Below are 23,365 nucleotides of genomic sequence, written 5' to 3' on the forward strand. Positions count from 1 at the left end.
GAGCGGTAGGAAGCTGAATACGCCGAACGCACTGTGCGCGATGCCAGTGCCGAGATCGGTGCCGTGTCGTCCGCGCGGGCGCAACCCGATTGATTTCGGCTTCAGTTGTTGACGGCGGACACCGGCGGGGCTACAACTCGTGAGAGCGCTCTCATGTCTGCCGTTGCTCCATCCCCACGCACGCCGAACCGGCTTGAGGAGACCTCGCATGCAGAGTTCCGCCAGTGCACCCACCCGCAGACCACCGGTCGGCGCCGCACGCTCACGCGCGACTCTCGGCCTGGTCGTCGTCCTGATCGCCGCCTGCTTCGCCGCCCTGGCACCGTCACCCGCGCGCGCCGCCGACCAGTTGCTGTCCCAAGGCAGACCCGCCACCGCCTCCTCGACCGAGAACGGCTCCTTCCCCGCAACCGCGGCGGTCGACGGCGACACCGGCACCCGCTGGTCCTCGGCCTTCTCCGACCCGCAATGGCTACGGGTCGACCTCGGATCCGTCCAGCAGCTCAGCCACGTCACCCTGAACTGGGAGGCCGCCTACGCGACCGCCTTCCAGATCCAGACCTCCACCGACGCCAACACCTGGACCACCGTCTATGCCACCACCACCGCCACCGGGGGAACCCAGAACATCTCCATCACCGGCAGTGGCCGCTACGTCCGCCTCTACGGCACGGCGCGGGGCACCCCGTACGGTTACTCCCTGTGGGAGTTGCAGGTCTACGGCCCCGGTGGCACCACCCCGCCGGACGACTTCTGGGGCAGCACCAGCGACATACCCCCGGCGAGCAACGCCGTCGAGGTGAAGATCCTCAACCGCACCAACGGCAAGTACCCCGACAGTCAGGTGTACTGGAGCTTCAACGGCCAGGTGCACTCGATCGCCGAGCAGCCCTACCTCGACATGCCGGCCAACTCCTCGGGCCGCATGTACTTCTACCTGGGCTCGCCCAACAGCCCCTACTACGACTTCATCGAGTTCACGGTCGGCGACAACGTTTTCAACGGCAACACCACCCGGGTGGACGCCTTCGGCCTGAAGCTGGCCATGCGCCTGCACACCAAGGACGGTTACGACGTCGAAGTCGGCGAGAATCGGCAGACCTTCGCCGAGGACCGTGCCACCACCTTCCAGCGCTTCACCGACGCGATGCCCGGTGAGTTCAAGGTGCTGGCCCAGACTCAGGCCCCGTACCGGATCATCGCGCCCGGCAGCGACCCGAGCTTCCGCGCGGGCGGCGCCAACGCGAACTACTTCACGGCGTACGCCCAGTCCGTGGGCGTGAACGCGGCCACCTCCGACATCTTCGGCTGCGCCGCCTCCTTGTCGGGCAACCCCGACATGTGCGCCGCCCTCAACCGCCACGTCGCCACACTGCCGGCCTCCCAGCAGTCCGACCCGGCCCAGTTCTACAAGGCCACACCGGCGAACTACTACGCCAAGTTCTGGCACGACAACGCCATCAACAACCTCGCCTACGGCTTCCCCTACGACGACGTGGCGGGTCAGTCCTCCTTCATCTCCCACGCCAACCCGCAGTGGCTCCTGGTCGCCGTCGGCTGGTAGCCGATCCGAAGGCGCGGACGCCGAATGCACGCTGATCCCCTGACGAGCGGGTCCGGCCGGGTCACACCCCCCGGCCGGACCCGTCGGGCGCCGGTGCGGTTGCGGCTCAGTACGTCCGCTCGAGGATCTCTCCGCACCTCCGTCTCGTCCGGAAGGCGCGCAACAAGCCCCGCCGCCAGAACCGGCGGTGGGCGACGGCGTGGACTGGCCGGACAGGGGCTGATGCCCCGACCTGGAAGGGTGCTGACGCGGGTCGGGTGAGCCTGCGAGGACCTGATGACCGACGGCAGCGGAACCGAGGAACAAGTTGGACGTCGCAACCCCGCTGAACGCGGCCACAGAACAGGGCGAACGTTGCCTGATGAGGCCCCAGAGGCCATGACCCGCGCGACCGCCGCCGTTACGCCCCCACACTCACCGAAGCGGGCCGCGGGCGGATGACCGAGGTGCGCGAGCGCGTGGAGCGGCTGCCCGTCGACCCCGCCTGACCGCACCGGCCTGGCACGTCCCAAAACGACCGAGGCCGCCAACTGCCTTGTATTTATGGGAGGTTGGCACTCCCCACGACCGGGCATAGACATCGCTTCGGTCAGAGAGTGCTCTCTTCCTATCCGTGTTCCTCCCTCCCCGCACCACGAGAGCGCACCGGTTCATCCCCTGCCCGAGCGAGCCGACTTCCGACACGTAGGAGCACAGCATGAGGGTCACCCCACTGGGGCTCCCCGCATCCCGTAAACGTTTCCGATCCCCTCACGCCGCCGTGGTGCTGGCCCTGGTCGTGGTTGCCTCGGCCTTCCTGGCTCTCACGCCCGGCGCCTCGCACGCCGCCACCGCGACTCTGCTCTCCCAGGGCAAACCCGCGACCGCCTCCTCGGTGCAGGGCACTTTCACGCCCGATGCCGCCGTGGACGGTGACGCGGGAACCCGCTGGTCCAGCCTTGCCAGTGACCCGCAGTGGCTCCAAGTGGACCTCGGGTCGAGCCAGCCGATCACCCAGGTCACCCTGAACTGGGAGACCGCGTACGCCACGGCGTTCCAGATCCAGGTCTCGGACGACGGTTCCACCTGGAACAGCGTGTACTCCACCACCACCGGCACCGGCGGCATCCAGAACCTGGCCATCTCCGGCACCGGGCGCTATGTCCGGATGTACGGCACCCAACGCGCCACCCAATGGGGTTACTCGCTGTGGGAGTTCCAGGTGTACGGCGGCTCCGGCACCACCCCGCCCCCCACCACGTGTGGCACCACCACGGCCGCCCTCGGTAAGCCCGCCACCGCCTCGTCGGTGGAGAACGCCGGGACCCCGGCCTCCACGGCGTTCGACGGCAACGCCGGCACCCGCTGGTCCAGCGCCGCGTCCGATCCGCAGTGGATCCAGGTCGACCTGGGCACCTCGCAGGCCATCTGCGGGGCGCAGCTGATGTGGGAGACGGCGTACGCGAAGGCGTACCAGATCCAGCTGTCGAACGACGGTTCCACGTGGAATACCGTGTTCTCCACCACGAACGGGCCGGGCGGGACGGAGAACCTGTCCTTCAACGGCACCGGGCGCTATGTGCGGATGTACGGCACCCAACGCGCCACCCAATGGGGTTACTCGCTGTGGGAGTTCACCGTCCTGACCCCCGGCGGGTCCACCACCCCGCCCAGCGGCGGCAACGGGAACTGCCCGTGGGTCGGCTCCACCGCGCCGATCGCCACCCGGGTCGCCGAGGTGATGGCCCAGATGACCAACGCCCAGAAGGTGTCGATCCTGCACGGCAACAACAACTCCTCGCCGTACATCGGCAACATCACCGGCATCCCCTCACTGTGCGTCCCCGACATCGGCCTGCAGGACGGCCCGCACGGTGTGGGCGACGGCCTCGGCGGCGTCACCCAGATGCCCTCGGCCAACGCCATGGCGGCAACCTGGGACACCGCGCTGGAGCAGCAGTACGGTGCGGCGATCGGCGCCGAGTTCGCGGGCAAGGGTGTGCAGGTGGCCCTCGGGCCGACGCTGAACATCGTGCGCGACCCGCGCTGGGGCCGGGCCTTCGAGACGTTCGGCGAGGACCCGCTCCTGAACGGGCAGATGGCCGCAGCGGACATCCGTGGCATCCAGAGCCAGGGTGTGATGGCCGAGATGAAGCACGTGGCCGTCTACAACATCGAGAATCCGGCGGGCACGGTCATCGTCGACAACCGGACGCTGCAGGAGATGTACCTGCCGGCGTTCCAGGCGGCGGTGCAGCAGGGCTCGCCCGCGGCGGCGATGTGCGCGTACAGCGTCGTCAACAATGTGCCGGCCTGCCAGAACCCGGCGCTGATGAACGTCGGCCTGTACCAGCAGGCGAACTTCGGCGGCTTCATCACCAGCGACTGGGGCGGCACCCACTCAACCGTGGAGTCGGCCAACGCGGGTCTGACGGTGGAGATGCCCAACGGCTACTTCTACGCCGACTTCCTCGCCCAGGCCGTCGCCAACGGCACGGTCAGCCAGGCCACGCTGGACACCATGGTGAACCGGCTGCTCACCCAGTTCTTCGCGTTCGGCCTGTTCGACAAGGCGCCCAGCGGCAGCACGGGTGCCACCGTCACCACCCCCGCGCACGCCGCGGTCGCCCTGCAGGGCGCCGAGGAGAGCACGGTCCTGCTGAAGAACAACGGCGTCCTGCCGCTGTCCACCTCCACCACCCACTCGATCGCGATGATCGGCTGGGACGGCGGCGCGGGTGTGCAGTCCATCGGCGGCGGCAGCGCCACCGTCACCAGTCCCGGCACGGTCTGGCCGATCACCGGCATCCAGAACCGGGTGGCGGGCACCGGCACCACGGTGACGTACAACGACGCCACCGATCTGCCCTCCGCGGTCAGCCTCGCCCACAGCTCCGATGTGGCGATCGTCTTCGCCAGCGACAATTACGGCAACGAGGAGCACGACACCACCACCCTCGACCTGCCGAACAACGGCGGCAGCACGGTCAGCCAGAACGACATGATCAACCAGATCACGGCGGCCAACCCGCACACGATCGTGGTGCTGAACACCAACTCGGCGACCCACATGCCATGGCTGAACCAGGCCGCGGCGGTCTTCGAGGGCTTCTACCCGGGCCAGCAGATCGGCACGGCGATAGCGGCGCTGATCTTCGGCGACGTCAACCCGTCCGGCAAGCTGCCCGTCACCTTCCCCAAGTCGCTGGCCGACGTGCCCGCGAACACCCCGGCTCAGTGGCCCGGCGCCAACGGGCAGGTGCAGTACAGCGAGGGCCTGAACGTCGGCTACCGCTGGTACGACGCGAAGAACATCACCCCGCTCTTCCCGTTCGGCTTCGGCCTGTCGTACACCACCTTCGCCTACTCCAACCTCCAGGTCGGGGCGCTGTCCGGGAACACCGCGACCGTGAACGTCACGGTCACCAACACCGGTTCACGGGCCGGCACCGACGTCGCCCAGCTCTACGTCGGCGATCCGGCGTCCACCGGTGAGCCCGTGCACCAGCTGCGCGGCTTCCAGCGCGTGACCCTCAACCCGGGCCAGGCGCAGACGCTCACCTTCACCGTCAGCACCCACGACCTGGCGTACTGGAACACCAGCGGCAACACCTGGACGACCGCGGCGGGCACCTACCAGATCCTGGTCGGCGACTCCTCGCGCAACCTGCCGGTGTCCGGCACGCTCACCGTCCCGACCACGGTCAACGGCAGCCTGGCCGCCGCGGCCACCCCCAAGGCCGCCGGTACGGCCACGGCCGCCGCGCCCCTGTTCGTACCGAACCCGCACGGCATGAGCGGCCCAGTGCACGCCCGGGTGCACTGGACCTTCGACCCGAACAGCGCCACCGGCACCACCTACACCGCGACCGGCCTGCCGCCGGGCATCTCGCTCACCAAGGCGGGGCTGTTCACCGGCGCGGCCACCAGAACCGGCACGTACACCGTGACGGTCACCGCGAAGAGTCCGGCGGGCTCGGCGGGCTCCGCCACCTTCGTCTGGACGGCCACCTGACCCTTGCCTTTCCTCTCAGGGACAGCCCGGGCCGTTCCCACGGCCCGGGCTGTCCCCCTCTTGGTGACGCCGCCGACCCGTGATCGCCACGGAATCGGTGATCCAAGGGGTATATGTTCCGGTTGGGTATGATCTGCGACATGCGGCTCTACGGCAGGGAGAGAGCAGCGCGTGCTCGATGGGCTGGTGCGGGCCGCGGCCGGCGGACGCAGCGGTGCGCTGGTCCAGCGCGGCGAACCCGGCATCGGCAGGACCGCGCTGCTGGACCACGCGGGCGGGCTCAGCGGTCACGTGCTGCGCCATGCCTGCGCTGAGGCCGAGGCCGCACTCCCCTACGCGGGCCTTGAGCCGCTGCTGCGCCCGCTGACGCACCTGGCCGAGCGCCTCCCCGACCCGCAGCGCGAGGCGCTGGGCGCTGCCTGCGCGCCACCGTAGACCCGCCGACACAGTCCCTCGGAGGCGAGATCGCGCCGGTCGCGCCGCACGCATTCCTCGGAGATCCCCACCGGCCTGGCCGTCAGATCAGTTTCATCAGGACGTCCGCGCGAGCGTAGTAGTCGGTCACCGGGGGGGCACGGGGGATTCTGACGAACCCGGCGTCCTCGCAGAGGTGGATGGCGGGGCCGAGTTTGCCGTTCGTGCCGAGAAACACCCGAGCCGCGTTGAGCGCGGGCGCGGTCGATCGCTGAGGAACCGGGGCACGGGCCGCTTGATCGCGGCCCGGGCCCCGGAGTTCACTGCAGCACGCGTACGTAGTCGATCAGCATGCGCTGCGGGAAGACGGTGGAGGCGTCCGGCGCTCCGGGCCAGTCACCGCCCACCGCGTTGTTGAGGATGATGTAGAAGGGGTGGTCGTACACCCACGGCCCGCGGGTCTGCTCCACCGTCGAGCGGTCCGCGGTGAGGAAGTTGTGGCCGTCCACCGAGAACGTCATGTGGCTGGAGTCCCAGTCCACCGCGTAGGTGTGAAAGTCCGAGGCGAAGTCGGACCCCGCGACCGTGTACGGCGACCCGTAGCCGTTCCCGCCGTTGTACGCCGGGGCGTGCAGGGTGGAGTACACCGAGTCCGGCACCTTGCCGACGTGCTCCATGATGTCGATCTCACCGCAGTTGGGCCACGGCGTGCCCGACTTGAAGTTCGCGCCCAGCAGCCAGAACGCCGGCCACAGGCCCTGCGTGCCGCTGACCTTGATGCGCGCCTCCACATGGCCGTAGGTGAACGTGAAGTGGTCGGAGGTGTTGATCCGGCCCGAGGTGTAGCTGCCGTCCGCCTCCTTGCGCGCCTCGATCACCAGGTTGCCGTTGCCGTCCATGGAGGTGTTGTCGCCGTTGGTGTAGGTCTCCAGCTCGCCGTTCTGGCCCCGGCCCGGGTCCTGCGACCACTTGGCGGGGTCCGGCTTGGTGCCAGCCGCGCCGTTGAACTCGTCGCTCCACACCAGGTGTTCGGGGTTGCCGGGGTTCGGCGGCAGCGCCGGCGGCGGGGTGGGGTTGCCGCCGGTGCCGTAGACGTCGAAGGTCCACAGCGAGTAGCCGTAGCCGTTGCTGCGCGCGGTGCCGTACATCCGCACGTACCGGCCCGTGCCGTCGACCGTCAGCGTCTCCTTGAAGCCCTTGCCGGTGGTGGTGGAGTAGATCGGGGTCCAGTTGGTGCCGTCCGGCGAGACCTGGATCTGGTACGACGTCGCGTACGCCGGGTCCCACTGCAGCACCACCTTGGTGATGTGCGCGGTCGCGCCCAGGTCCACCGCGATCCAGCCCGGGTCGACCCATCCGTTGACGGAACTGGTCGCCCAGCGGGTCGCCGGGTCCTCGTCGAACGCCTTGGACGGGGTACACCCCGGGCAGGCTCCGTCGTCCTGGTACGTCGAGGCGGTCGCCGGCTTGTTGTACGACAGCAGGACCTCACCGTCGGTCGGCGGCGGGGTGGTGGTGCCTCCCGTGCCTCCGCTGCCGGTGAAGACCTGGAACTCCCACAGCGAGTAGCCGTACTGCGTGGCGCGCTGGGTGCCGTACATCCGGATGTATCGGCCGGTGCCGCTCAGCGTGATCAGTTCGGTCGCGCCGGGACCGTTGGCCGTGGAGTAGACGCTGTTCCACGTCGTGCCGTCGTCGGAGACCTGGATCTGGTACGCCTTGGCGTAGGCCGTCTCCCAGGAGAGCTGCACCCCGCAGATCGCTTGCGAGGAGCCGAGGTCGACCTGGAGCCACTGTGGGTCGGCTGCGGCGGAGGACCAGCGGGTGGTGGTGCTGCCGTCCACCGCCGCGGAGGCGGGGGTGCCGGCGTTCTCCGTCGAGGAGGCGGTGGCGGGCCTGTTCAGGGCCGCGTTGGTGGTCGAGCAGCCGGTGCTGCCGGTGTCCGCGGTACCGTAAACCTGGAACTCGTAGAGCGACACGCCCCATTGGGTGGCCCGTTGGGTGGTGTAGATCCGGACATAGCGCCCGGAACCATGTATGGTCAGGTTTTCGGTGCCGCCGGGCCCAGTGGTGGTGGAGTAGACCGTCGACCAAGTGGTGCCGTCGGCGGAGGTCTGGATCTGGTACGCCTTCGCGTACGCCGTCTCCCACTCGAGGGTGACGGAGCTGATGGTGGCCGTCGACCCGAGGTCGACCGACAGCCACTGGGGGTCGCCGGAGGCGCTGGACCATCGGGTGGTGGTGTTGCCGTCCACGGCCGCCGAGGCGGGGGTGCCGATGTTCTCCGTCGAGGACGCCGCGGCGGGCCTGCCCTGCGAGAGCGGAACACCCGCGGCGCGGGCGGAGTTCTGGGTGATCGTGAGCGCGAAGGTGGCCACCAGGGCGGCCACGAACGCGAAGATCAGGGAACGGGGCAATCTGCTGAGGGGGAATCGTGGGGGTCTGTCAGTCACAGCGTCTCCTGAAGGTCGCTGAGGATGAGAGCGCTCTCTTTGCTGTGATGATTACGGCGATGTCACGGACACGTCAATGTAGTGAACGAGGTTCGCACTACCTGCTTAACCGCCCGTCCCCAAGGAGTTCGGAACTCGAACACGAGCCGAACTCCTTGTCGCGATTTGCCGGTTGTAATGACTTACCTGTTGTCGGAGACCTCGAAGAGGTTGCTGTAGACCCGCACCTGAAGCCCGAGCGCCAGGGCGCGGTGCACCAGGGCGTCAAAGGCATCGTGCTGGGTGGGCTCGCCGCCGATGAACTGCACCTTCTTCACGCCGAATTCGGCGGCCCCGCTGATCAGCCGCTTCCAGTCGTCGGCCGTCATGCTGCCGTGGTCGCTTTTGGGGCCGGCCTTGGCGTAGCACAGGGACGGGCAGGTCAGCTGACACCGTCCGGTGATCTCCAGCTCCAGGAACTCCGGCACGGCCGGCCGAGAAGGCGCCTCGCGGGCGATCGTCCGCCATCGCCATCAACATCGAGCGCCTCAGCGGACTGCCACCGACCGGAGGAGAGCCCCTGCCCCGACAGGCGACGGCCTTCCAGAGCTATCTCGACCTGCACAAGACCTCACCCAACGACCCGAAAACACCAAAGTCACCGGTATTGCGTCTAGGGGTGCGGCGGCCCGCAGGCGCGGCGTGCGGCCGAACGGGTGGACGAGCGAATGGTGGTCAGCCCCGGCAGGGCGACGAGGAAGGCCACGGAGGCCAGTGCGGCCGCGCCCAACAGGCCCGTACGCGCCGCGGCGGAGGAGTCGCCGTGCGTGGCGAGGAGGTGGCTGAAGTACAGGGAACCCGCCAGTGCCGTGCCCAGCGAGGTGCCGATCTTCATGCCCGTCTGGTAGACACCGGCCGCGGTGCTGCCCTCTCCGCGGGGCACCAGTTGGAGGGCGAGCGTCTGGTTGGAGGCGATGACGCATCCGGCGCCGCAACCCGCTACCAGCAGAGGCAGGGCCGTCAGCAGGAACATGTTGTCGCCGACGGAGGACTGGCCCACGATCAGGGCGTTGGCCGCCAGACCCACGGCGGTGAGTGCGGTGCCGACGATGACCAGCGGACGTCCGACGCGGTGGACGACGCGACCGCTGATGATCCCGCAGACGGCCGAGCCGACGGTGAACAGCACCGTGCACAGGGACGCCTTCAGCGGGGAGTAGTGCATGCCCTGTTGCAGGAACTGCGACAGGACGATGAAGATGCCGGTGAATCCGCCGTAGAGCGCGGCGGCGACCAGGGCGCCGACCCAGTAGGTCCGCTCGCGGAACAGGGCCACGTCGACCAGCGGCCGCCTCGCGCGTCGGGCGACGCCGCGCTCCCACAGAACGAACACGGCCAGCAGGGCGAGACCGGTCCAGGCCAGCCACCAGCGGCGGTCCGCCCAGCCGCCGCTCTGCAGCAGGGGCAGCATCACGGCGGTGACGGCCACGCCGAGCACGAGCATGCCGACCAGGTCGAGGCTGCTGGGCCGCTCGGCCCTGCGTCCCTCCGGCAAGAGGCGGCCGGCCAGGAACAGGGCGAGCAGGTCCAGCGGAATGAACAGGTAGAAGATCCAGCGCCAGCCGTCGGCCGTGCCGAAGCCCTGGAGAATCGCGCCGCCGAGGAGCGGCCCGATGGCCGTGGAGAGGCTGACCGTCGCGCCGTAGTAGCCGAAGGCGCGGCCGCGCTCACGCGGCGGGTACATCTGGTGCAGCAGGCCGACGACCTGGGGCGCCACCAGGCCGGCTGCGATTCCACGGGCGAGTCGTGACGCCACGAGCCAGGTGGCGTCGGGTGCGACCCCGCACAGCACGCCCGTGACGGTGAACAGCGCCATGCCGACGAGGAGGACCTTTCGGCGGCCGAACTCGTCGCCCAGCCGGCCGCTCGGGATCAGCACCAGGCCGAAGGTCAGTGTGTATCCGGCGATCGACCAGGTCGCCTGGGAGGACGACAGGTGCAGGTGGTGCTCCATGGACGGCAGGGCCACCGTCACGATGCTCACGTCGAGGAGCGTCAGAAAGGCCGCCGCGATGCAGACGGCGAGGGCCTGGGCGCGGCGCCCGGGCGTGAGTCCGGCGGTTTCGGCGAGCCCGGGGCGCCCCCTGCCGCCGGGCGTGTCACGTGGTGCGGTGAGGTCTTCCGGCGTCTTTGCCATGGTGTACCTCTGTTTCCCATCAGCTATCTGTACGGGGAGATCGATGCCGTGGGGGCGCGGGAGCGCCCCGCCGGGGATTGCGGCTCGTGCGGTGGAGCCACATCCGTTTCCGGTACGGGCCGGGACCGTCCTGAGCTCCCGTCCCGGCCCTGGCGCTGGGCGCGGTCAGCCCACGTCAGCGACGAGGCCGGCCTTCTCGACGCCGAAGACCGCGACGGCCTCGTCGTTGTCGGGCCGATCACCGCTGACGCCGACCGCTCCGAGCAGTTCGCCGTCCTCGTCCCGGATCAGCGCGCCGCCCTTGGACGAGGCGATGCGGCCCTCGGAGATGCCGGCGAGGGCGGCGAAGAACGCGGGATCCCGGGTGGCGTGCCGGGCACCGGCGGCGCCGCCCTGGCCGGTGCCTAGGCAGCCCCATGCCTTGGCGTGGGCGATCTGGGGGCGCAGGATGCCCGCGGTCTCCTCGCGCTTGACGACCAGCGGGTGGCCGCCGGGGTCGAGGACGGTGACGGTCAGGGGGCGCAGGCCGAGCTCTCGGGCATGGCTCAGGGCCGCGTCCACGATCTCGGACGCCTGAGTCAGCGTCAGTGCACTCATGGCTGTGGTTCCTCTTCCTTGTACGGGGTGTGTTCCGGGGATGGTGGCTGGGGGATGGTGCCGGCCGCCTCGGTGTCGCTGACGCGGGTGGCCGCGTACAGGCCGAGCAGGTTCAGTGCGGCCAGGGCGAGGAAGGCGGCGCGGTAGCCGGACATGCCGGGCGCGGTGTCCGTACCCGTCGTGCCGGCCGTCACCAGCACGGTGGTGGCCACCGCCACACCGACGGCTCCGCCGAGCCGGCGGCCGACGTTGAACAGCGTCGAGGCCCGGCCGGAGGACGAGGAGGAAACCGTCGCGAACGACGCGGACTGGGTGCCCACGAAGACCTGGCCGACGGCGAGCCCCAGGCAGAACAGCAGCGGTACGACCAGCCACCGGCCGGTGTCCGCCCGCAGCAGCAGGCCCATCGCGGCGACCGCCGCGCTGGTGCCGACCACGCCGAGCACGAGGTGCCGGCGCGGCCGCAGCCGTCGGTAGAGGACACGACTCGCGAGCTGTGAGCCCGTGACCACGCCCAGCGCCTCGGGAAAGGTGGTGAGGCCCGCGGTCATCGGGGTCATGCCCCGCTCGTCCTGCAGGTACAGGCTGAGGGTGAACAGGGTGCCCAGGAAGGTCACCGACCCCACCGTCATCACGGTCGTGCCGGACGCGAACAGACGGTCCTTCAGCAGCCGTACGTCGATCACAGGGGACCGCTTGCTTCGTTCGACGACGACCATCGTGGTGGCCAGTGCGGTTCCGCAAGCCAGGGCGACGACCACGGACGACGTGCTCCAGCCCTGCTCGGGACCTACCGAGACGCCGTACATCACCAGCCCGAAACCGGATGCGGCGAGCAGGAAGCCCGTCAGGTCGAACCGCTCGGTCGGCCGGGCGGGCTGATTGCGCAGGCACAGCGCGCCGAAGACGGTGGCGAAGACGCCGACCGGCACGTTGACGTAGAAGATCGCCCGCCAGGAGACCTGGGTGACCAGGACGCCGCCCAGGACCGGACCCAGGGTGGGGGCGAGGCCGTTGGCGATGCTGAGGACCGCCGAAGCCCGCACCCGTTCGTGCGGGGCGAAGCTGCGCAGCAGCATCGCCATGCCGACCGAGGCGAGCATCCCGCCGCCTGCTCCCTGTACCACCCGAAAGGCAACCAGTTGGCCGAGGCTCTGGGCCGTCCCGCACAGCGCCGAACCGAGCGTGAAGACGGCGACGGCGGTGAGCAGGGTGCGCTTGCCGCCGAAGCGGTCGCCGAGCCATCCGGACGCCGGCACGGAGACCGAAAGGCTCACCAGGTAGGAGATCGACACGGTGTCGACGGCCGTTGAAGGGACGTCGAAGGCGCGGCCGATGGTGGGCAGGGCGACGTTGACGATGGTCATGTCGAGGGTGCTCAGGAACAGCCCGGCCACGTAGACGACGCAGACGGCCACCTTCTGACTGATGGCGATCCGGGGGCCGCGTCGCGCGTCCGCCACCTCGTCGGCGGCCGCAGCGGCCGGGTCGGCGCTCATCCGACCCGGGTGGCGGGCCCGCTCGCGGAGCGCACGGTGGTCAGCCGCAGCAGTTCGTCGAGCACGCCGGTGGCGTTCTCGTCGAGGCCTGGGGCGGGTTCGAACGTGCCGTCGGAGGTGAACGACAGCCGGATGAAGGGAATGTGCACGGCACCGGCCGACGGCACCATGCCCAGGGCGATCACGACCGGAAGCAGGGCCTGTACGGCTCTGGCGCCCCCGGCGACCCCGCCGTACCCGACGAAGGCAACCGGCTTGCCCTGCCACTCCTTGGCCAGGTAGTCGAGGGCGTTCTTGGTGGCGGCGTTGTAGCTGTGGTTGTACTCGGGCACCACGAACACGAAGGCGTCGGCAGCGTCGACGGTCCGGCTCCAGCGCCGGGTGTGCTCGTGCTCGTACTGGCCGCGCTGGGGAGGACGGGGTTCGTCCAGCAGCGGCAGTCCGACCGCGGCGAGGTCGACGAGTCCGGCGTCGAAGCCGGAGTGCTTGAGGGCCAGGGCGTGGAACCAGCCGGCGACGGCCGGGCCGCGGCGGCCGGGGCGGGTGCTGCCCACGATGATGTGCAGACGGGGTTGGGACATGGTGACCTCCGGTCGCTCAGTCGCCCGGGACGACTTTGTTCTCGATGACTCCGAGCCCCTCGATCTCGCCGCGGACGACGTCGCCGGGCCGCACTGGGCCGTGGCCGGCCGGGGTGCCGGTGGAGAGCACGTCTCCGGGTGCGAGGGTGAGCGCGGCGGTGAGCCAGGCAAGCTGCTCGGGAATGGTGTGGAGCATCTCGGCGGTGCTGCCGTCCTGGCGTACCTCGCCGTTGACCCACTGGCGGATGCGCAGCGCGTGCGGGTCGGGGATCTCGTCGGCGGTGACGAACCAGGGGCCGCAGATCCCGTAGGTGTCGAAGCCCTTGCCGCGGTCCATGCGGTTGTTGTCCCGCTCCGAGACGTCCCGGGAGCCGACGTCGCAGAAGCCGACGTAACCGGCCACGGCGCGCAGGGCGTTGTCGGGGGTGAGGCGGCCCGAGCGGGGACCGATGACGACGGCAAGCTCCGTCTCCGGGGCGACCTGTTCGCTGATCGCGGGGTATCGCAGGTCGTCGTGCGGGCCTGCCAGGGCACCAGGTGCCTTGAGACAGCCCTGAAGGCCGCGGCGAGGAGGCGGCTCCTGACCGGCGGACGGCCGGCGCGGATAGTTGGCAAGCATGCACCAGACGGTGTGCGGCTTCCCGACGGGCGGTGCGAGCAGGCGGGGCTCGTCGGACCACAGACAGTCCTGGTCCAGTACGCCGGTGTCGGCGTGTCCGGCCGCCCAGTCGAGCAGGCGTCGCAGGGACGCGAGTTGGGGGTCGACCTGGAGCAAGGAGGGCAGGTCACCGGGGACCGCGTAGCGGGCGCGGGCGAGGGCGTCGTCCCGGTGGACGCCGTCGGTCTCAAGCCGTCGTACGAACGCGGCCTGGATGTCGATGAGGTGGTGCGGAACGACTTCGGCGAAGCAGAGCCGATCGCCGAAGGGGGTCCGCCGCGAGGCGATTTTCACTGGGTGAGGGAAGCTTTCCGGGTAGCGGGCGAGTCGGGTGCGGCGCCGCGCGGGCAGGCCGGTCGGGCCGGAAGCACGGTGCTTCCGCGCCGGGCGGCCGTGGCCGGGCGGCCCGAGGTGCGAAGCCGCAGTGAAGACTCCGGAGCGGACGGGGCGTGGAGGCTCCGGCGCGGACTACCCGCGCCACACCTCGGCGCGAGGGCCGAGGTGGCTCGGGAAGGACGCGCGGTTCCGGGACACCGCCCGATGCCGAAGGGCTCAGCCGTTGTCGGCGTCCTTGGGGTTCTCGAAGCGGATGCCGCCGTCGGTGACGACGGTGACGAACTTGTCGTCGTCCGGTTCGACAGGGAGCTGGATCGGCGGCAGCCCGACGGTGAACAGCACGAGTTCCTCTGTCGACGCGTAGCGAGCCTTCTCCCCGGGGTCGGCCTCGACCGCGCCGAGCCTGCCGATCCCGGTGTCCTCCACCGTGCCCGCACCGGAGAGCACCACGGTCAGCCGCTTGGCGTTCTCGCTCTCGGAGATCCACTCGGCGCCGGCCTCGATCTTGACGAACTCGACCCAGAACTGCCGCTCGGTGTAGGTGCCGATGTGCCTGCGCTTCACCCCCGGCCAGCCGGCCACCGGAAGCCAGTTGAAGTGGGCGGGGTTGCTGATGACGACCCCGTTGTAGCGCGGCTTCGGGAACTTCTGCTCCCGCCGGGGGCGGCGCTCGGTCTGCGCCTCCTTGTTGTCCGGGCCACGGCCACGGCCGGCACCCATACCCAGCGCGGAAGCCCCGCCGAACTGCAGCACGAGCTGGAGCTGCTTGGGGTCGGTGAGCTTGTCGTCCTGGGGGCCGTAGGTCTGGCCCTCGGGGAAGTAGCCGACCTCGCCCTCGCGCAGGATGCCCTGCTCGCCCAGGTTCATGTCGCCCACCAGCGGCAGACGGATCTGCTCGAAGGTGTGGCAGTGCCGGGGCATGAGGAAGGCGGCCTCCTGGCGGCCCAGGATGTAGCGGTAGTTCTCCAGCGGCTTGTCCCGGTCGCCCATCAGCAGGTAGTTGAACGAGACGGTCCCCCTGGGATGGTCCATCTTGAACGCGTTCTCATCGAACGGCGCGATCTTCATCGCTGTCCTCCGTGGTCGGGTGCTCGCCCGTGTGGCATCCGCGCGGCCCGGGGCTCGGACGGAGCGGGCGTGATGACTGACGGCGATCGGCCGGTCCGGCTGTCGCGCGGTCGGGGCCGCGGCGCGGCCTCCTCGATGACTTCCGGTCGTCGCTCGCCATCCAGCAAACCTTCCTAGTAGGTTTGCGTCAAGGTAGCTGGCGAGCTCTCATCGAAAATGAAGGAGGGCGGCGGTGAGCGGCACAGACCGAAGGGACGGTCGTGATGGCCCCGTGGCCGGCAGACGTCATCGACACTGTCGAGTGCGGCACGAGCCCCCGACAGACGCGACCCGCGAGCACTTTCTTCACCCTGGCCCAGCCAGTCAGAGCACTGAAGGCCTTGAGACTAACCTACTAGGTAGGTTAGAGTCCTTTTGAATGGGCCGCTCTGGCCGGGCCGTTTCGGCCCTGGACACCCTTGGGAGCCACATGTCCGTGCCTCACACTCCGGCGAAGATCTTCCGTGGCCGGGTGGCCGACCAGATCGTCGAGGACCTGCGCGCGCAGATCCTCAGCGGCACCCTGCCCGACGGCTCGCGTCTGCCCGCCGAACGGGAGCTGGCCGCGTACTACGACGTCAGCGGCCCCACCGTCCGCGAGGCCATCCGGGTACTGACCGCCATGGGTCTGGTCAACACCCGCAACGGCAGCCGGGCGACCGTCACCGCGCAGGGCGACACCCTGCTCGCCGTGTCGATCGCCTCCGTCGTGCAGTTCGAGAAGGTCGGCGCCCGGGAAGTGTTCGGCCTGCTCGGCGCGCTCAACGCCTACGCCGCCGAACTGGCCGCCGAGCACGCCTCGGACGAAGAGGTCCACCGGCTGCGCGAGGCGGCGCAGGCCATTCCCGGCACCGAGGGCGCGGAACGGTCGGCCGCCGCGCTACAGCACTTCTTCGGGACCCTCTCCGACATCTCGCACAATCCCCTGCTCGCCGCACTGAGCCGGTTCATCACCGAGATGCAGCTCGGACTCGCCGTGAAACTGTCCGGCGGCGACGGTGGCGACTGGGGGCGGGTCTCCGACACCCTCCACACCGAGCGGATGCGGATCGTCGGCGCGATCGCCTCCCGCGATGCCCGGCACGCGGCCTCCGTGGTCCGCGACTACCACCGCCTGACCGTCGAACGCATCACCTCGGCCCGCAAGGACGGCGAGAACACCGCCTCCGACGCCGGCCTCACCGAGGCCCTCACGGCGTGGCTGCGGTCGAACGTCACCCTGGGCGGCCAGGTCCCCAGCCGGGACAGCAAGTCGTGACCGGGCCGACGATCACGACCCGCACCGTCCGTGACGCCGCCTTCGACGTACTGCGCCGACACGGGCTGACCACCGTCTTCGCCAATCCCGGCTCCACCGAGGTCTCCCTGCTCGCCGACCTGCCGGAGGACCTCCGGTTCGTCCTGGCGCTGCACGAGGGCTCGGTGGTGGGCGCCGCCACCGGCTGGGCGCTCGCCCGCGAGCAGCCCGCACTGGTCCTCCTGCACACCACCGCCGGCCTCGGCAACGCGGTCGGCGCGCTGGCCACCGCACGGGTCAACCGTGCACCTCTGGTCGTGCTGGTGGGCCAGCAGGACCGGCGCCACCTCGCCCAGGAGCCGTTCCTCGCCGGGCGGTTGGAGGGGCTGGCCGGGAACTACCCGGTACGGGTGGAGTCACCGGTGCGCGCCCAGGACGTGCCCGGCGCGATCGGCCGGGCCGTGCACGCCGCCCGTCAGGAGCGCGGCCCGGCGCTGGTCCTCGTCCCCATGGACGACTGGGCCGAACCGGAGGAGGACCTGCCGCTCGCCGCACCGGCAGCCGTCCGCATGCCGGCAGCCGCCGACCCCCGGGCGGTCGCCGAGGTCGCCCGCCTCCTCGCCCGTGCCGCGTCACCGGTCCTCGTGGTGGGAGCGGGCGCCGACACCGAGGACACCTGGGCCACGCTCAGCGTCCTGGCCGAACGGCTCGACTGCCCCGTATGGCAGGAGCCCTTCGGAGCACGCGCCGGATTCCCGCAGGACCACCGGCTGTTCGCCGGTCACCTGCCCGCCGACCGGCCCCGGCTGCGCGCCACGCTCGACCGGCACGACCTGGTGCTGTGCGTGGGCGCTCCGTTCCTGCGCCAATACCCTTACGCTCCGGGGAAGTTGACCGAAGCTCGGGTGATCGTGGTCACGGACGACCCGGCCGAGGCTCACCACTCCCCCGCCGGACTGGCCGTCGTCACGCCCCTGCCCGACTTCTGCGACCGCCTCGTCCGGCGTACACCGGTCAGAGCGACGGCGGCCGAGCCCGAGCCGCTACGGCGGGCCGCACGCCCCGGTCCCCCCGCCCCGGGCGAGCCGTTGACTCCCGCCCACGTACTGGCCGCCCTCGCCGAGCGCCTGCCCGCGGACACGGTGGTCGTGGAGGAGACCCCCTCCTCCCGACCCGAGCTGCACACCCTGCTGCCCGCCCGCGCACCGCTCGGCTTCCTCAGCGCCGCCATGGGCGGCCTCGGCTTCGCGCTGCCGGCCGCGGTCGGCGTCCGCATGGGACGGCCCCGCCGCCCCGTGGTCGCCGTCGTCGGCGACGGCTCGTCGCTCTACCAGATCCAGGCCCTGTGGACGGCCGTGCACTACGGTGTGGGCGCCGTCTTCGTCGTCCTCTCCAACGGCCGGTACGCGGTCATGGACAAGCTGGCCGAGCAGCACGGCGGCAAGCCGCCGTGGCCCGCCTTCAGCGAGGTCAGCGTGGCCGGCCTCGCCGAGTCCCTCGGCTGCCCCGCCCGCCGGATCACCGGGTACGCCGACCTGTGCGCGGCGCTCGACGCCATCTGCCCGAGCCTGGCCGACCGCACCGAGCCCCTGCTCCTCGACATCTCCGTCACGACCGGCGGCACATTCCTGCCCTGAACAACCGGCCGCTCCCTGCCCTCACGCCCTGCGCAGCGTGCCAGGCCGGCCCCCACCACCCGCAGTCGTGCTCCTCCCGTCCCCCGACCCGTACCCTGGAGGCCGTCATGTCCCTGCTCGATCCCGCCCTCTGGTCCGGCAAGGCCAACGTCGGCGGCTGGACGGCTCCGACGGGCGGTACCGCTCCCGTGACCGAACCCGCCACCGGCGAAGTCCTGGACGTCATAGGCGTCACCACCCCCGAGGACGTCGTCACAGCGGCCGAGCGGGCCGCCCGGGCACAGACCGCCTGGGCCCGCGCCCCCTACACCGACCGGGCCGCCGTACTGCGCCGTGCGGGAGACCTGTTCACCCGGCACGCCGACGAGATCCGGCAGTGGCTGGTACGCGAGGCCGGCAGCGTCTCCGGCAAGGCGGCCTTCGAGACCACCACCGCGGCCCAGGAATGCTACGAGGCCGCCGCGCTCGCCTCCCGCCCCCTCGGCGAGGTGCTGCCCACTGCCGAGCCCCGGCTCAGCCTGGCACGCCGGGTGCCCGCGGGCGTGGTGGGCGTCATCGCCCCGTTCAACGTGCCACTCGTCCTGGGCATCCGCTCCGTCGCACCGGCCCTGGCGCTCGGCAACACGGTCCTACTCAAGCCCGACCTGCGCACCGCCGTGTCCGGCGGCGTGGCGATCATGCGAGTGTTCGAGGAAGCCGGGCTGCCCGCGGACGTGCTGCATCTTCTGCCGGGCGGCGCCGACACCGGGGCCGCGCTGGTGGCGGCCCCGCAGGTGCGCGTGATCTCCTTCACCGGTTCCACCGCCGCCGGCCGTAAGGTCGGTGCGGCGGCCGCCGAGCACCTCAAGCGCGCCCACCTCGAACTCGGCGGCAACTCCGCCCTGATCGTGCTCCCGGACGCGGACCTCGACCGCGCCGTGTCCACCGCCGCCTGGGGCTCCTTCTTCCACCAGGGGCAGGTCTGCATGACCACCGGACGCCACCTGGTGCACGCTTCGATCGCCGGTGAGTACGTCGAACGGCTCGCGCACAAGGCCGAGCACCTCCGTGTCGGCAACCCGGCGAAGGAGGCCGTGGCGCTCGGCCCGGTCATCGACTCCGGCCAAAGGGACAAGATCCACGGCCTGGTGACCGCGAGCGTCGACGGCGGTGCCCGCCTGGCGGCCGGCGGCACCTACGAGGACCTCTTCTACCGCCCCACCGTCCTCACCGACGTGACCGACGCGTCCCCGGCCTACGCGGAAGAAGTCTTCGGCCCGGTCGCACCGGTCCGCACCTTCACCGAGCTCGACCACGCGGTGTCCCTTGCCACCGCCACGCCGTACGGACTGTCCCTGGGCATCCTCACCTCAGACGTCATGCGCGGCCTCGACCTCGCCGAGCGCATCCCCACCGGCCTGGTCCACATCAACGACCAGACTGTCAACGACGAGGCCGTGGCCCCCTTCGGCGGCGTCGCCGCCTCCGGGACCGGGGCCCGCTTCGGCGGCGCGGCCAACATCGAGGCGTTCACCGAAACCCGCTGGATCACGGCTCGCGCGAGCCAGGCGCCGTACCCCTTCTGACGAGACCACGCAGCACATGGGGTGCGGGGGGATCGGGTCCCCGTCATACATCCGACGGGCCTTCACCTGCCAACCCTCAGCTGCGGGTCGTCGCCGGCGTAAGGGTGGGCTGTCGCCCACACGATGCGAGCGCCTGGCACATGCCGGTTACGCCTTGTGGTGGCAAGCGTCCCGACGACCGTGCCTTTCATGCCTCGTACGTTGAACCTGTGGAGCCGGTCGTCCCACGCCCGGCCCGTTCCAGCTGGTGCAATGAGTAGCACCTCAATAGGAAATTACTGGATTATGGACTGAAAAAAGCGTTGGTCCAGACCTCTTGACGGGGTCTTTGTTTCAGCAGTTGAATCGCCGCAGAACATTCAAACCGCAGATGCAGTAGCGCTCAGCGTGGTGTGCGCCCGTGCCGGCCCGCACCTCCCCCACCGCAAGCCTGCGCAAACAAAGCGGAAACCTTGCGCGAATTTGCGGGCCCTTGCGCCCGCACGCGGGTCAGGGACGCTGCGTTCAGCTGTTGAACATTGGAGTCAACATGGGTGTGACGCGTCGTACATTTCTGACCACGGCGGTCGGCGGTTCGACGGCCGCAGGGCTTGCCATGCTCGGACTGGCCCCCACCTCATCGGCGGCCAGCGCGCCGGGAGACGTGGTCGGGAAGATCACGGTCGGCTACCAGGGCTGGTTCGCGTGCGTCGGGGACGGCGCGCCGATCAACGCCTGGTGGCACTGGAGCCCCAACTCCAGCCAGGCGCCGTCCCCGTCGAACAACGGCATCAAGTGCTGGCCGGACGTGCGCGAGTACACCAGGACCTACCAGACCGGCTTCGCCGCGCTGGGCAACGGCCAGCCGGCGACGCTGTTCTCGTCGTACGACCAGCAGACGGTGAACACGCACTTCCTGTGGATGCAGCAGAACAACATCGACACCGCCGCCCTGCAACGGTTCAACCCCAACGGCGCCGAGGGCCCGACCCGCGACGCGATGGCCACCAAGGTGCGCAGCGCCGCGGAGTCGTACGGCCGCAAGTTCTACATCATGTACGACGTCACCGGCTGGACGAACATGCAGTCCGAGATCAAGACGGACTGGTCCAACAAGATGAAGGCGCACACGGCGTCTTCGGCGTACGCGAAGCAGAACGGCAAGCCGGTCGTCTGCATATGGGGCTTCGGCTTCAACGACAGCAATCACCCGGCCACCGCCGCACAGGCCCTGGACGTGATCAACTGGTTCAAGTCCCAGGGGTGTTACGTGATCGGTGGCGTGCCGACCTGGTGGCGGAGCGGCACCGGAGACTCCAGAACCGGGTTCCTGGACGCCTACCACGCCTTCGACATGATCTCCCCGTGGATGGTCGGCCGGATCGGCACTGTCGCCGACGCCGACAACTTCTACAACGTGGCGACCGTGCCGGACGTCGCCGACTGCGCCGCGCACGGCATCGACTACCAGCCGTGCGTCCTGCCCGGCGACGTCTCCGCTCGGCAACGAGCGCACGGTGACTTCATGTGGCGGCAGTTCTACAACATGGTGCGGGCCGGGGTGCAGGGCATCTACATCTCGATGTACGACGAGTACAACGAGGGCAACCAGATCGCCAAGACAGCCGAGTCCCAGGCCTGGACACCGGCCAACAGCGGCATGCTGGCCCTGGACGAGGACGGCACCGCCTGTTCCTCCGACTACTACCTGAGGCTCACCGGTGACGGCGGGAGGATGCTCAAGGGCCAGATCGCCCTCACCGCCACCCGCCCAACCCAGCCGGTGCTCTCGGGCACCACGCCCGGCGTCGGCTCGGTGATCTCGCTGAAGGCGCTGGCCAACAACCAGTACGTCTGCGCGGACAACACCGGTACGTCCCCACTGATCGCCAACCGGACGAGTGTCGGAACCTGGGAGCAGTTCACCCTCGTCGACGCGGGCAGCGGCAACGTCGCGCTGCTCTCCCACGCCAACAACCAGTACGTCTGCGCCGACAACACCGGTACGTCCCCGCTCATCGCCAACCGGACGGCCATCGGAACCTGGGAGAGCTTCCAGCTGATCAGGAACTCGAACGGCACGGTCAGCTTCAAGGCGCTGGCCAACAACCAGTACGTCTGCGCCGACAACACCGGTACGTCCCCACTGATCGCCAACCGGACGGCCATCGGAACCTGGGAGCAGTTCACCATGGCCACCGCGTAGCCCGCCGGCCGGCCGGCCCGGCCCTGCAGCACTGTGCGGCGGCCGTCGCGCTCGGGCCGCCTGGAAGGCACCCGGCCCGAATGCAGGGCTCGGGAGCAGCCCTCGGGGGTGGGGAGGCCGACTGCCTGAGCGCCGAACCGCCGGGAAAGCGGGGGCCGGAAGACCGGGTTGCCACTGGGGGCGTGCCGCCAGCGGCAACCCGGGCCGGCGACGGGCACCGGCGCTCCGCCGCGGCGGCTACTCGTAGCCGAGGACCTTGAAGTCCTTGCTGACGAAGATGTGGTGCGGCCAGTTGACGCTGATGTTGTGGACCTCGTACTCGCCGTCGCTCAACTTCACCACACGGTCGTTGATGCCTCCGGGGACGACGGCCTGCGCGGCCTTCGTCGCCTTGTCCGCTTTCGTCCCGCTGACTATCGTCCCCTCTCCTTCGGTGTAGTCCGGAATCCGACCGACCGACTTCACCGGTGACGGCGTGCCCTGCTGGAAGGGGATCACCCCCGCCGCCTTGGCAGCCGCAGCTCCACCATCGCCCCCGGGTTGCACGATGACCCGCGTGGCCGTGATGGTCGCGCTGTCGACCGTTCCCAGGACGAGGACGCTTGCGCCCTTCCTGACGGCCTTGGCCGAGGCGCGGTGGACTCCCTTCTCATAGGTGGTGGACTTCGCCACGTCGACGGTGACCTCCACGCCCGTTGCCGTCGAAAAGGTGAAGCCCGACGCGGACTTGGTGTCAACGATGCCGGTCGCACCCCCGGCGGCGGGGGCGGAACGGGACCCGCCGCCTGCGGGCAGGCTGGGCGATGGAGCCGGTGCGGACGTGTCGGCGGCTGAAAGGGACGACGCGGACGAGGAGAAGTCCGCCGCGGCGGAGGTGCCGGTGAGTCCAGCCGCCGCACACGTCAGACCGGCGGCCAGGATCCATCCGCTTCTTTTCTTCGGCAGCAACCGCCGAACACCTGGCCGACGCGATTGCACGGCCGTGGTCGCCTGGGCTGAACCGGCCGGCGAGTGGCTTGTCGGGTCGTAGTCGTTCATGATGGCACTCCTCTTGACTGAGGTGACGCCACAGAGCCTGCCGTCCGTTCGTATGACGACGCTTAGGTTTATCTGTGGAACTCCTGACAAAGTGATCCGGACCAGGGTCGGCGCAAGGTTGAGGGGGCTTTCATGAGCGTCGGCTCTTTGAAAACCGTTCCTAATCAGTGAGCAGTAGTGAGTCTTGGACCCATACCTGGTCACTGCGGGCATCCCGAACGGTTTTGGGTGTCCTGGTCGCCCGCTTTCGCTCCGTGTCCGGTGACACGGATCGTGTCCGTGGTCCGGGGATACGGGGGCGGGTTTCCTCACGCCCTCGGGTGT

Annotated in this window: 16 protein-coding genes and 1 pseudogene; 7 read left to right on the top strand and 10 right to left on the bottom strand. The window is 69.9% G+C overall.

The features are described 5' to 3' along the window. Positions 1-208 precede the first annotated feature (208 nt). From AB0M27_RS33930 to AB0M27_RS33940, 3 genes are all read left to right on the top strand, one after another. Entirely contained in the window at positions 209-1,564 is a 1,356-nt protein-coding gene (locus AB0M27_RS33930) for a beta-1,3-glucanase family protein (RefSeq protein WP_365727484.1), read from the top strand. A gap of 697 nt (positions 1,565-2,261) precedes the next feature. After that, positions 2,262-5,558 carry a discoidin domain-containing protein gene (locus AB0M27_RS33935; RefSeq protein ID WP_365727486.1) on the top strand — a complete coding sequence of 1,099 codons (3,297 nt, stop codon included), beginning with the start codon at positions 2,262-2,264 and terminating at the stop codon, positions 5,556-5,558. 171 nt (positions 5,559-5,729) lie between these two features. Beyond that, positions 5,730-5,993 (top strand): hypothetical protein, encoded by a 264-nt coding sequence (locus AB0M27_RS33940; protein WP_365727513.1) that lies wholly within the window; start codon positions 5,730-5,732, stop codon positions 5,991-5,993. Here AB0M27_RS33940 and AB0M27_RS33945 read toward each other — a convergent pair. From AB0M27_RS33945 to AB0M27_RS33985, 9 genes and pseudogenes are all read right to left on the bottom strand, one after another. After that, positions 5,981-6,064 (bottom strand): annotated as a pseudogene (locus AB0M27_RS33945) (DeoR family transcriptional regulator); the annotation flags it as partial. The gene AB0M27_RS33940 and the pseudogene AB0M27_RS33945 overlap by 13 nt on opposite strands. Before the next feature lie 228 nt (positions 6,065-6,292). Continuing rightward, complete coding sequence (locus tag AB0M27_RS33950; protein WP_365727511.1) at positions 6,293-8,362, bottom strand: discoidin domain-containing protein; 2,070 nt, start codon at positions 8,360-8,362, stop codon at positions 6,293-6,295. A gap of 245 nt (positions 8,363-8,607) precedes the next feature. Then, positions 8,608-8,892, bottom strand: a complete 285-nt coding sequence (locus tag AB0M27_RS33955; RefSeq protein ID WP_365727488.1) for a radical SAM protein — start codon at positions 8,890-8,892, stop codon at positions 8,608-8,610. Between the two features lie 185 nt (positions 8,893-9,077). Next, positions 9,078-10,601 carry an MFS transporter gene (locus AB0M27_RS33960; protein ID WP_365727489.1) on the bottom strand — a complete coding sequence of 508 codons (1,524 nt, stop codon included), beginning with the start codon at positions 10,599-10,601 and terminating at the stop codon, positions 9,078-9,080. Between the two features lie 165 nt (positions 10,602-10,766). Then, the gene (locus AB0M27_RS33965) at positions 10,767-11,198 is read right to left on the bottom strand and encodes a heme-binding protein (protein ID WP_365727490.1); all 432 of its coding nucleotides are present in this window, start codon (positions 11,196-11,198) and stop codon (positions 10,767-10,769) included. Then, positions 11,195-12,697 (bottom strand): DHA2 family efflux MFS transporter permease subunit, encoded by a 1,503-nt coding sequence (locus AB0M27_RS33970; protein WP_365727492.1) that lies wholly within the window; start codon positions 12,695-12,697, stop codon positions 11,195-11,197. Before AB0M27_RS33970 ends, AB0M27_RS33965 begins: the two co-directional genes overlap by 4 nt. Then, positions 12,694-13,278, bottom strand: a complete 585-nt coding sequence (locus tag AB0M27_RS33975; RefSeq protein ID WP_365727494.1) for an NAD(P)H-dependent oxidoreductase — start codon at positions 13,276-13,278, stop codon at positions 12,694-12,696. Before AB0M27_RS33975 ends, AB0M27_RS33970 begins: the two co-directional genes overlap by 4 nt. A gap of 16 nt (positions 13,279-13,294) precedes the next feature. Further along, a complete protein-coding gene (locus AB0M27_RS33980; RefSeq protein ID WP_365727496.1) occupies positions 13,295-14,230 on the bottom strand; it encodes a fumarylacetoacetate hydrolase family protein in 936 nt (311 codons plus the stop codon). A gap of 258 nt (positions 14,231-14,488) precedes the next feature. Continuing rightward, the gene (locus tag AB0M27_RS33985) at positions 14,489-15,340 is read right to left on the bottom strand and encodes a hypothetical protein (RefSeq protein ID WP_365727498.1); all 852 of its coding nucleotides are present in this window, start codon (positions 15,338-15,340) and stop codon (positions 14,489-14,491) included. Positions 15,341-15,809: 469 nt separating this feature from the next. Between AB0M27_RS33985 and AB0M27_RS33990 the strand changes: the two genes are divergently transcribed. The 4 genes from AB0M27_RS33990 (at position 15,810) to AB0M27_RS34005 (ending at position 22,003) form a co-directional block, all read left to right on the top strand. Continuing rightward, on the top strand, positions 15,810-16,637 hold the full coding sequence (locus AB0M27_RS33990; RefSeq protein WP_365727500.1) for a GntR family transcriptional regulator: 828 nt from the start codon (positions 15,810-15,812) through the stop codon (positions 16,635-16,637). Continuing rightward, a complete protein-coding gene (locus tag AB0M27_RS33995; RefSeq protein ID WP_365727502.1) occupies positions 16,634-18,253 on the top strand; it encodes a thiamine pyrophosphate-dependent enzyme in 1,620 nt (539 codons plus the stop codon). Before AB0M27_RS33990 ends, AB0M27_RS33995 begins: the two co-directional genes overlap by 4 nt. A gap of 107 nt (positions 18,254-18,360) precedes the next feature. After that, on the top strand, positions 18,361-19,818 hold the full coding sequence (locus AB0M27_RS34000; protein WP_365727504.1) for a benzaldehyde dehydrogenase: 1,458 nt from the start codon (positions 18,361-18,363) through the stop codon (positions 19,816-19,818). 529 nt (positions 19,819-20,347) lie between these two features. Further along, positions 20,348-22,003, top strand: a complete 1,656-nt coding sequence (locus AB0M27_RS34005; protein ID WP_365727506.1) for a xylosidase — start codon at positions 20,348-20,350, stop codon at positions 22,001-22,003. A gap of 237 nt (positions 22,004-22,240) precedes the next feature. Here AB0M27_RS34005 and AB0M27_RS34010 read toward each other — a convergent pair whose 3' ends face one another. Then, positions 22,241-23,041: a hypothetical protein gene (locus tag AB0M27_RS34010; protein ID WP_365727508.1), complete on the bottom strand. Its 801-nt coding sequence runs from the start codon at positions 23,039-23,041 to the stop codon at positions 22,241-22,243. Positions 23,042-23,365: the final 324 nt, after the last annotated feature.

Source organism: Streptomyces sp. NPDC052107 (genome assembly GCF_040680215.1).
In the GTDB taxonomy this organism is placed as follows: Bacteria; Actinomycetota; Actinomycetes; order Streptomycetales; family Streptomycetaceae; genus Streptomyces.

What these genes read in the sequence shown, in the direction of transcription:
- AB0M27_RS33930 (WP_365727484.1), top strand. Translation starts at nt 209, where the DNA reads ATGCAGAGTTCCGCCAGTGCACCCACCCGCAGACCACCGGTCGGCGCC.
- AB0M27_RS33935 (WP_365727486.1), top strand. Translation starts at nt 2,262, where the DNA reads ATGAGGGTCACCCCACTGGGGCTCCCCGCATCCCGTAAACGTTTCCGA.
- AB0M27_RS33960 (WP_365727489.1), bottom strand. Translation starts at nt 10,601, where the DNA reads ATGGCAAAGACGCCGGAAGACCTCACCGCACCACGTGACACGCCCGGC.
- AB0M27_RS33965 (WP_365727490.1), bottom strand. Translation starts at nt 11,198, where the DNA reads ATGAGTGCACTGACGCTGACTCAGGCGTCCGAGATCGTGGACGCGGCC.
- AB0M27_RS33970 (WP_365727492.1), bottom strand. Translation starts at nt 12,697, where the DNA reads ATGAGCGCCGACCCGGCCGCTGCGGCCGCCGACGAGGTGGCGGACGCG.
- AB0M27_RS33975 (WP_365727494.1), bottom strand. Translation starts at nt 13,278, where the DNA reads ATGTCCCAACCCCGTCTGCACATCATCGTGGGCAGCACCCGCCCCGGC.
- AB0M27_RS33985 (WP_365727498.1), bottom strand. Translation starts at nt 15,340, where the DNA reads ATGAAGATCGCGCCGTTCGATGAGAACGCGTTCAAGATGGACCATCCC.
- AB0M27_RS33990 (WP_365727500.1), top strand. Translation starts at nt 15,810, where the DNA reads ATGTCCGTGCCTCACACTCCGGCGAAGATCTTCCGTGGCCGGGTGGCC.
- AB0M27_RS34000 (WP_365727504.1), top strand. Translation starts at nt 18,361, where the DNA reads ATGTCCCTGCTCGATCCCGCCCTCTGGTCCGGCAAGGCCAACGTCGGC.
- AB0M27_RS34005 (WP_365727506.1), top strand. Translation starts at nt 20,348, where the DNA reads ATGGGTGTGACGCGTCGTACATTTCTGACCACGGCGGTCGGCGGTTCG.
- AB0M27_RS34010 (WP_365727508.1), bottom strand. Translation starts at nt 23,041, where the DNA reads ATGAACGACTACGACCCGACAAGCCACTCGCCGGCCGGTTCAGCCCAG.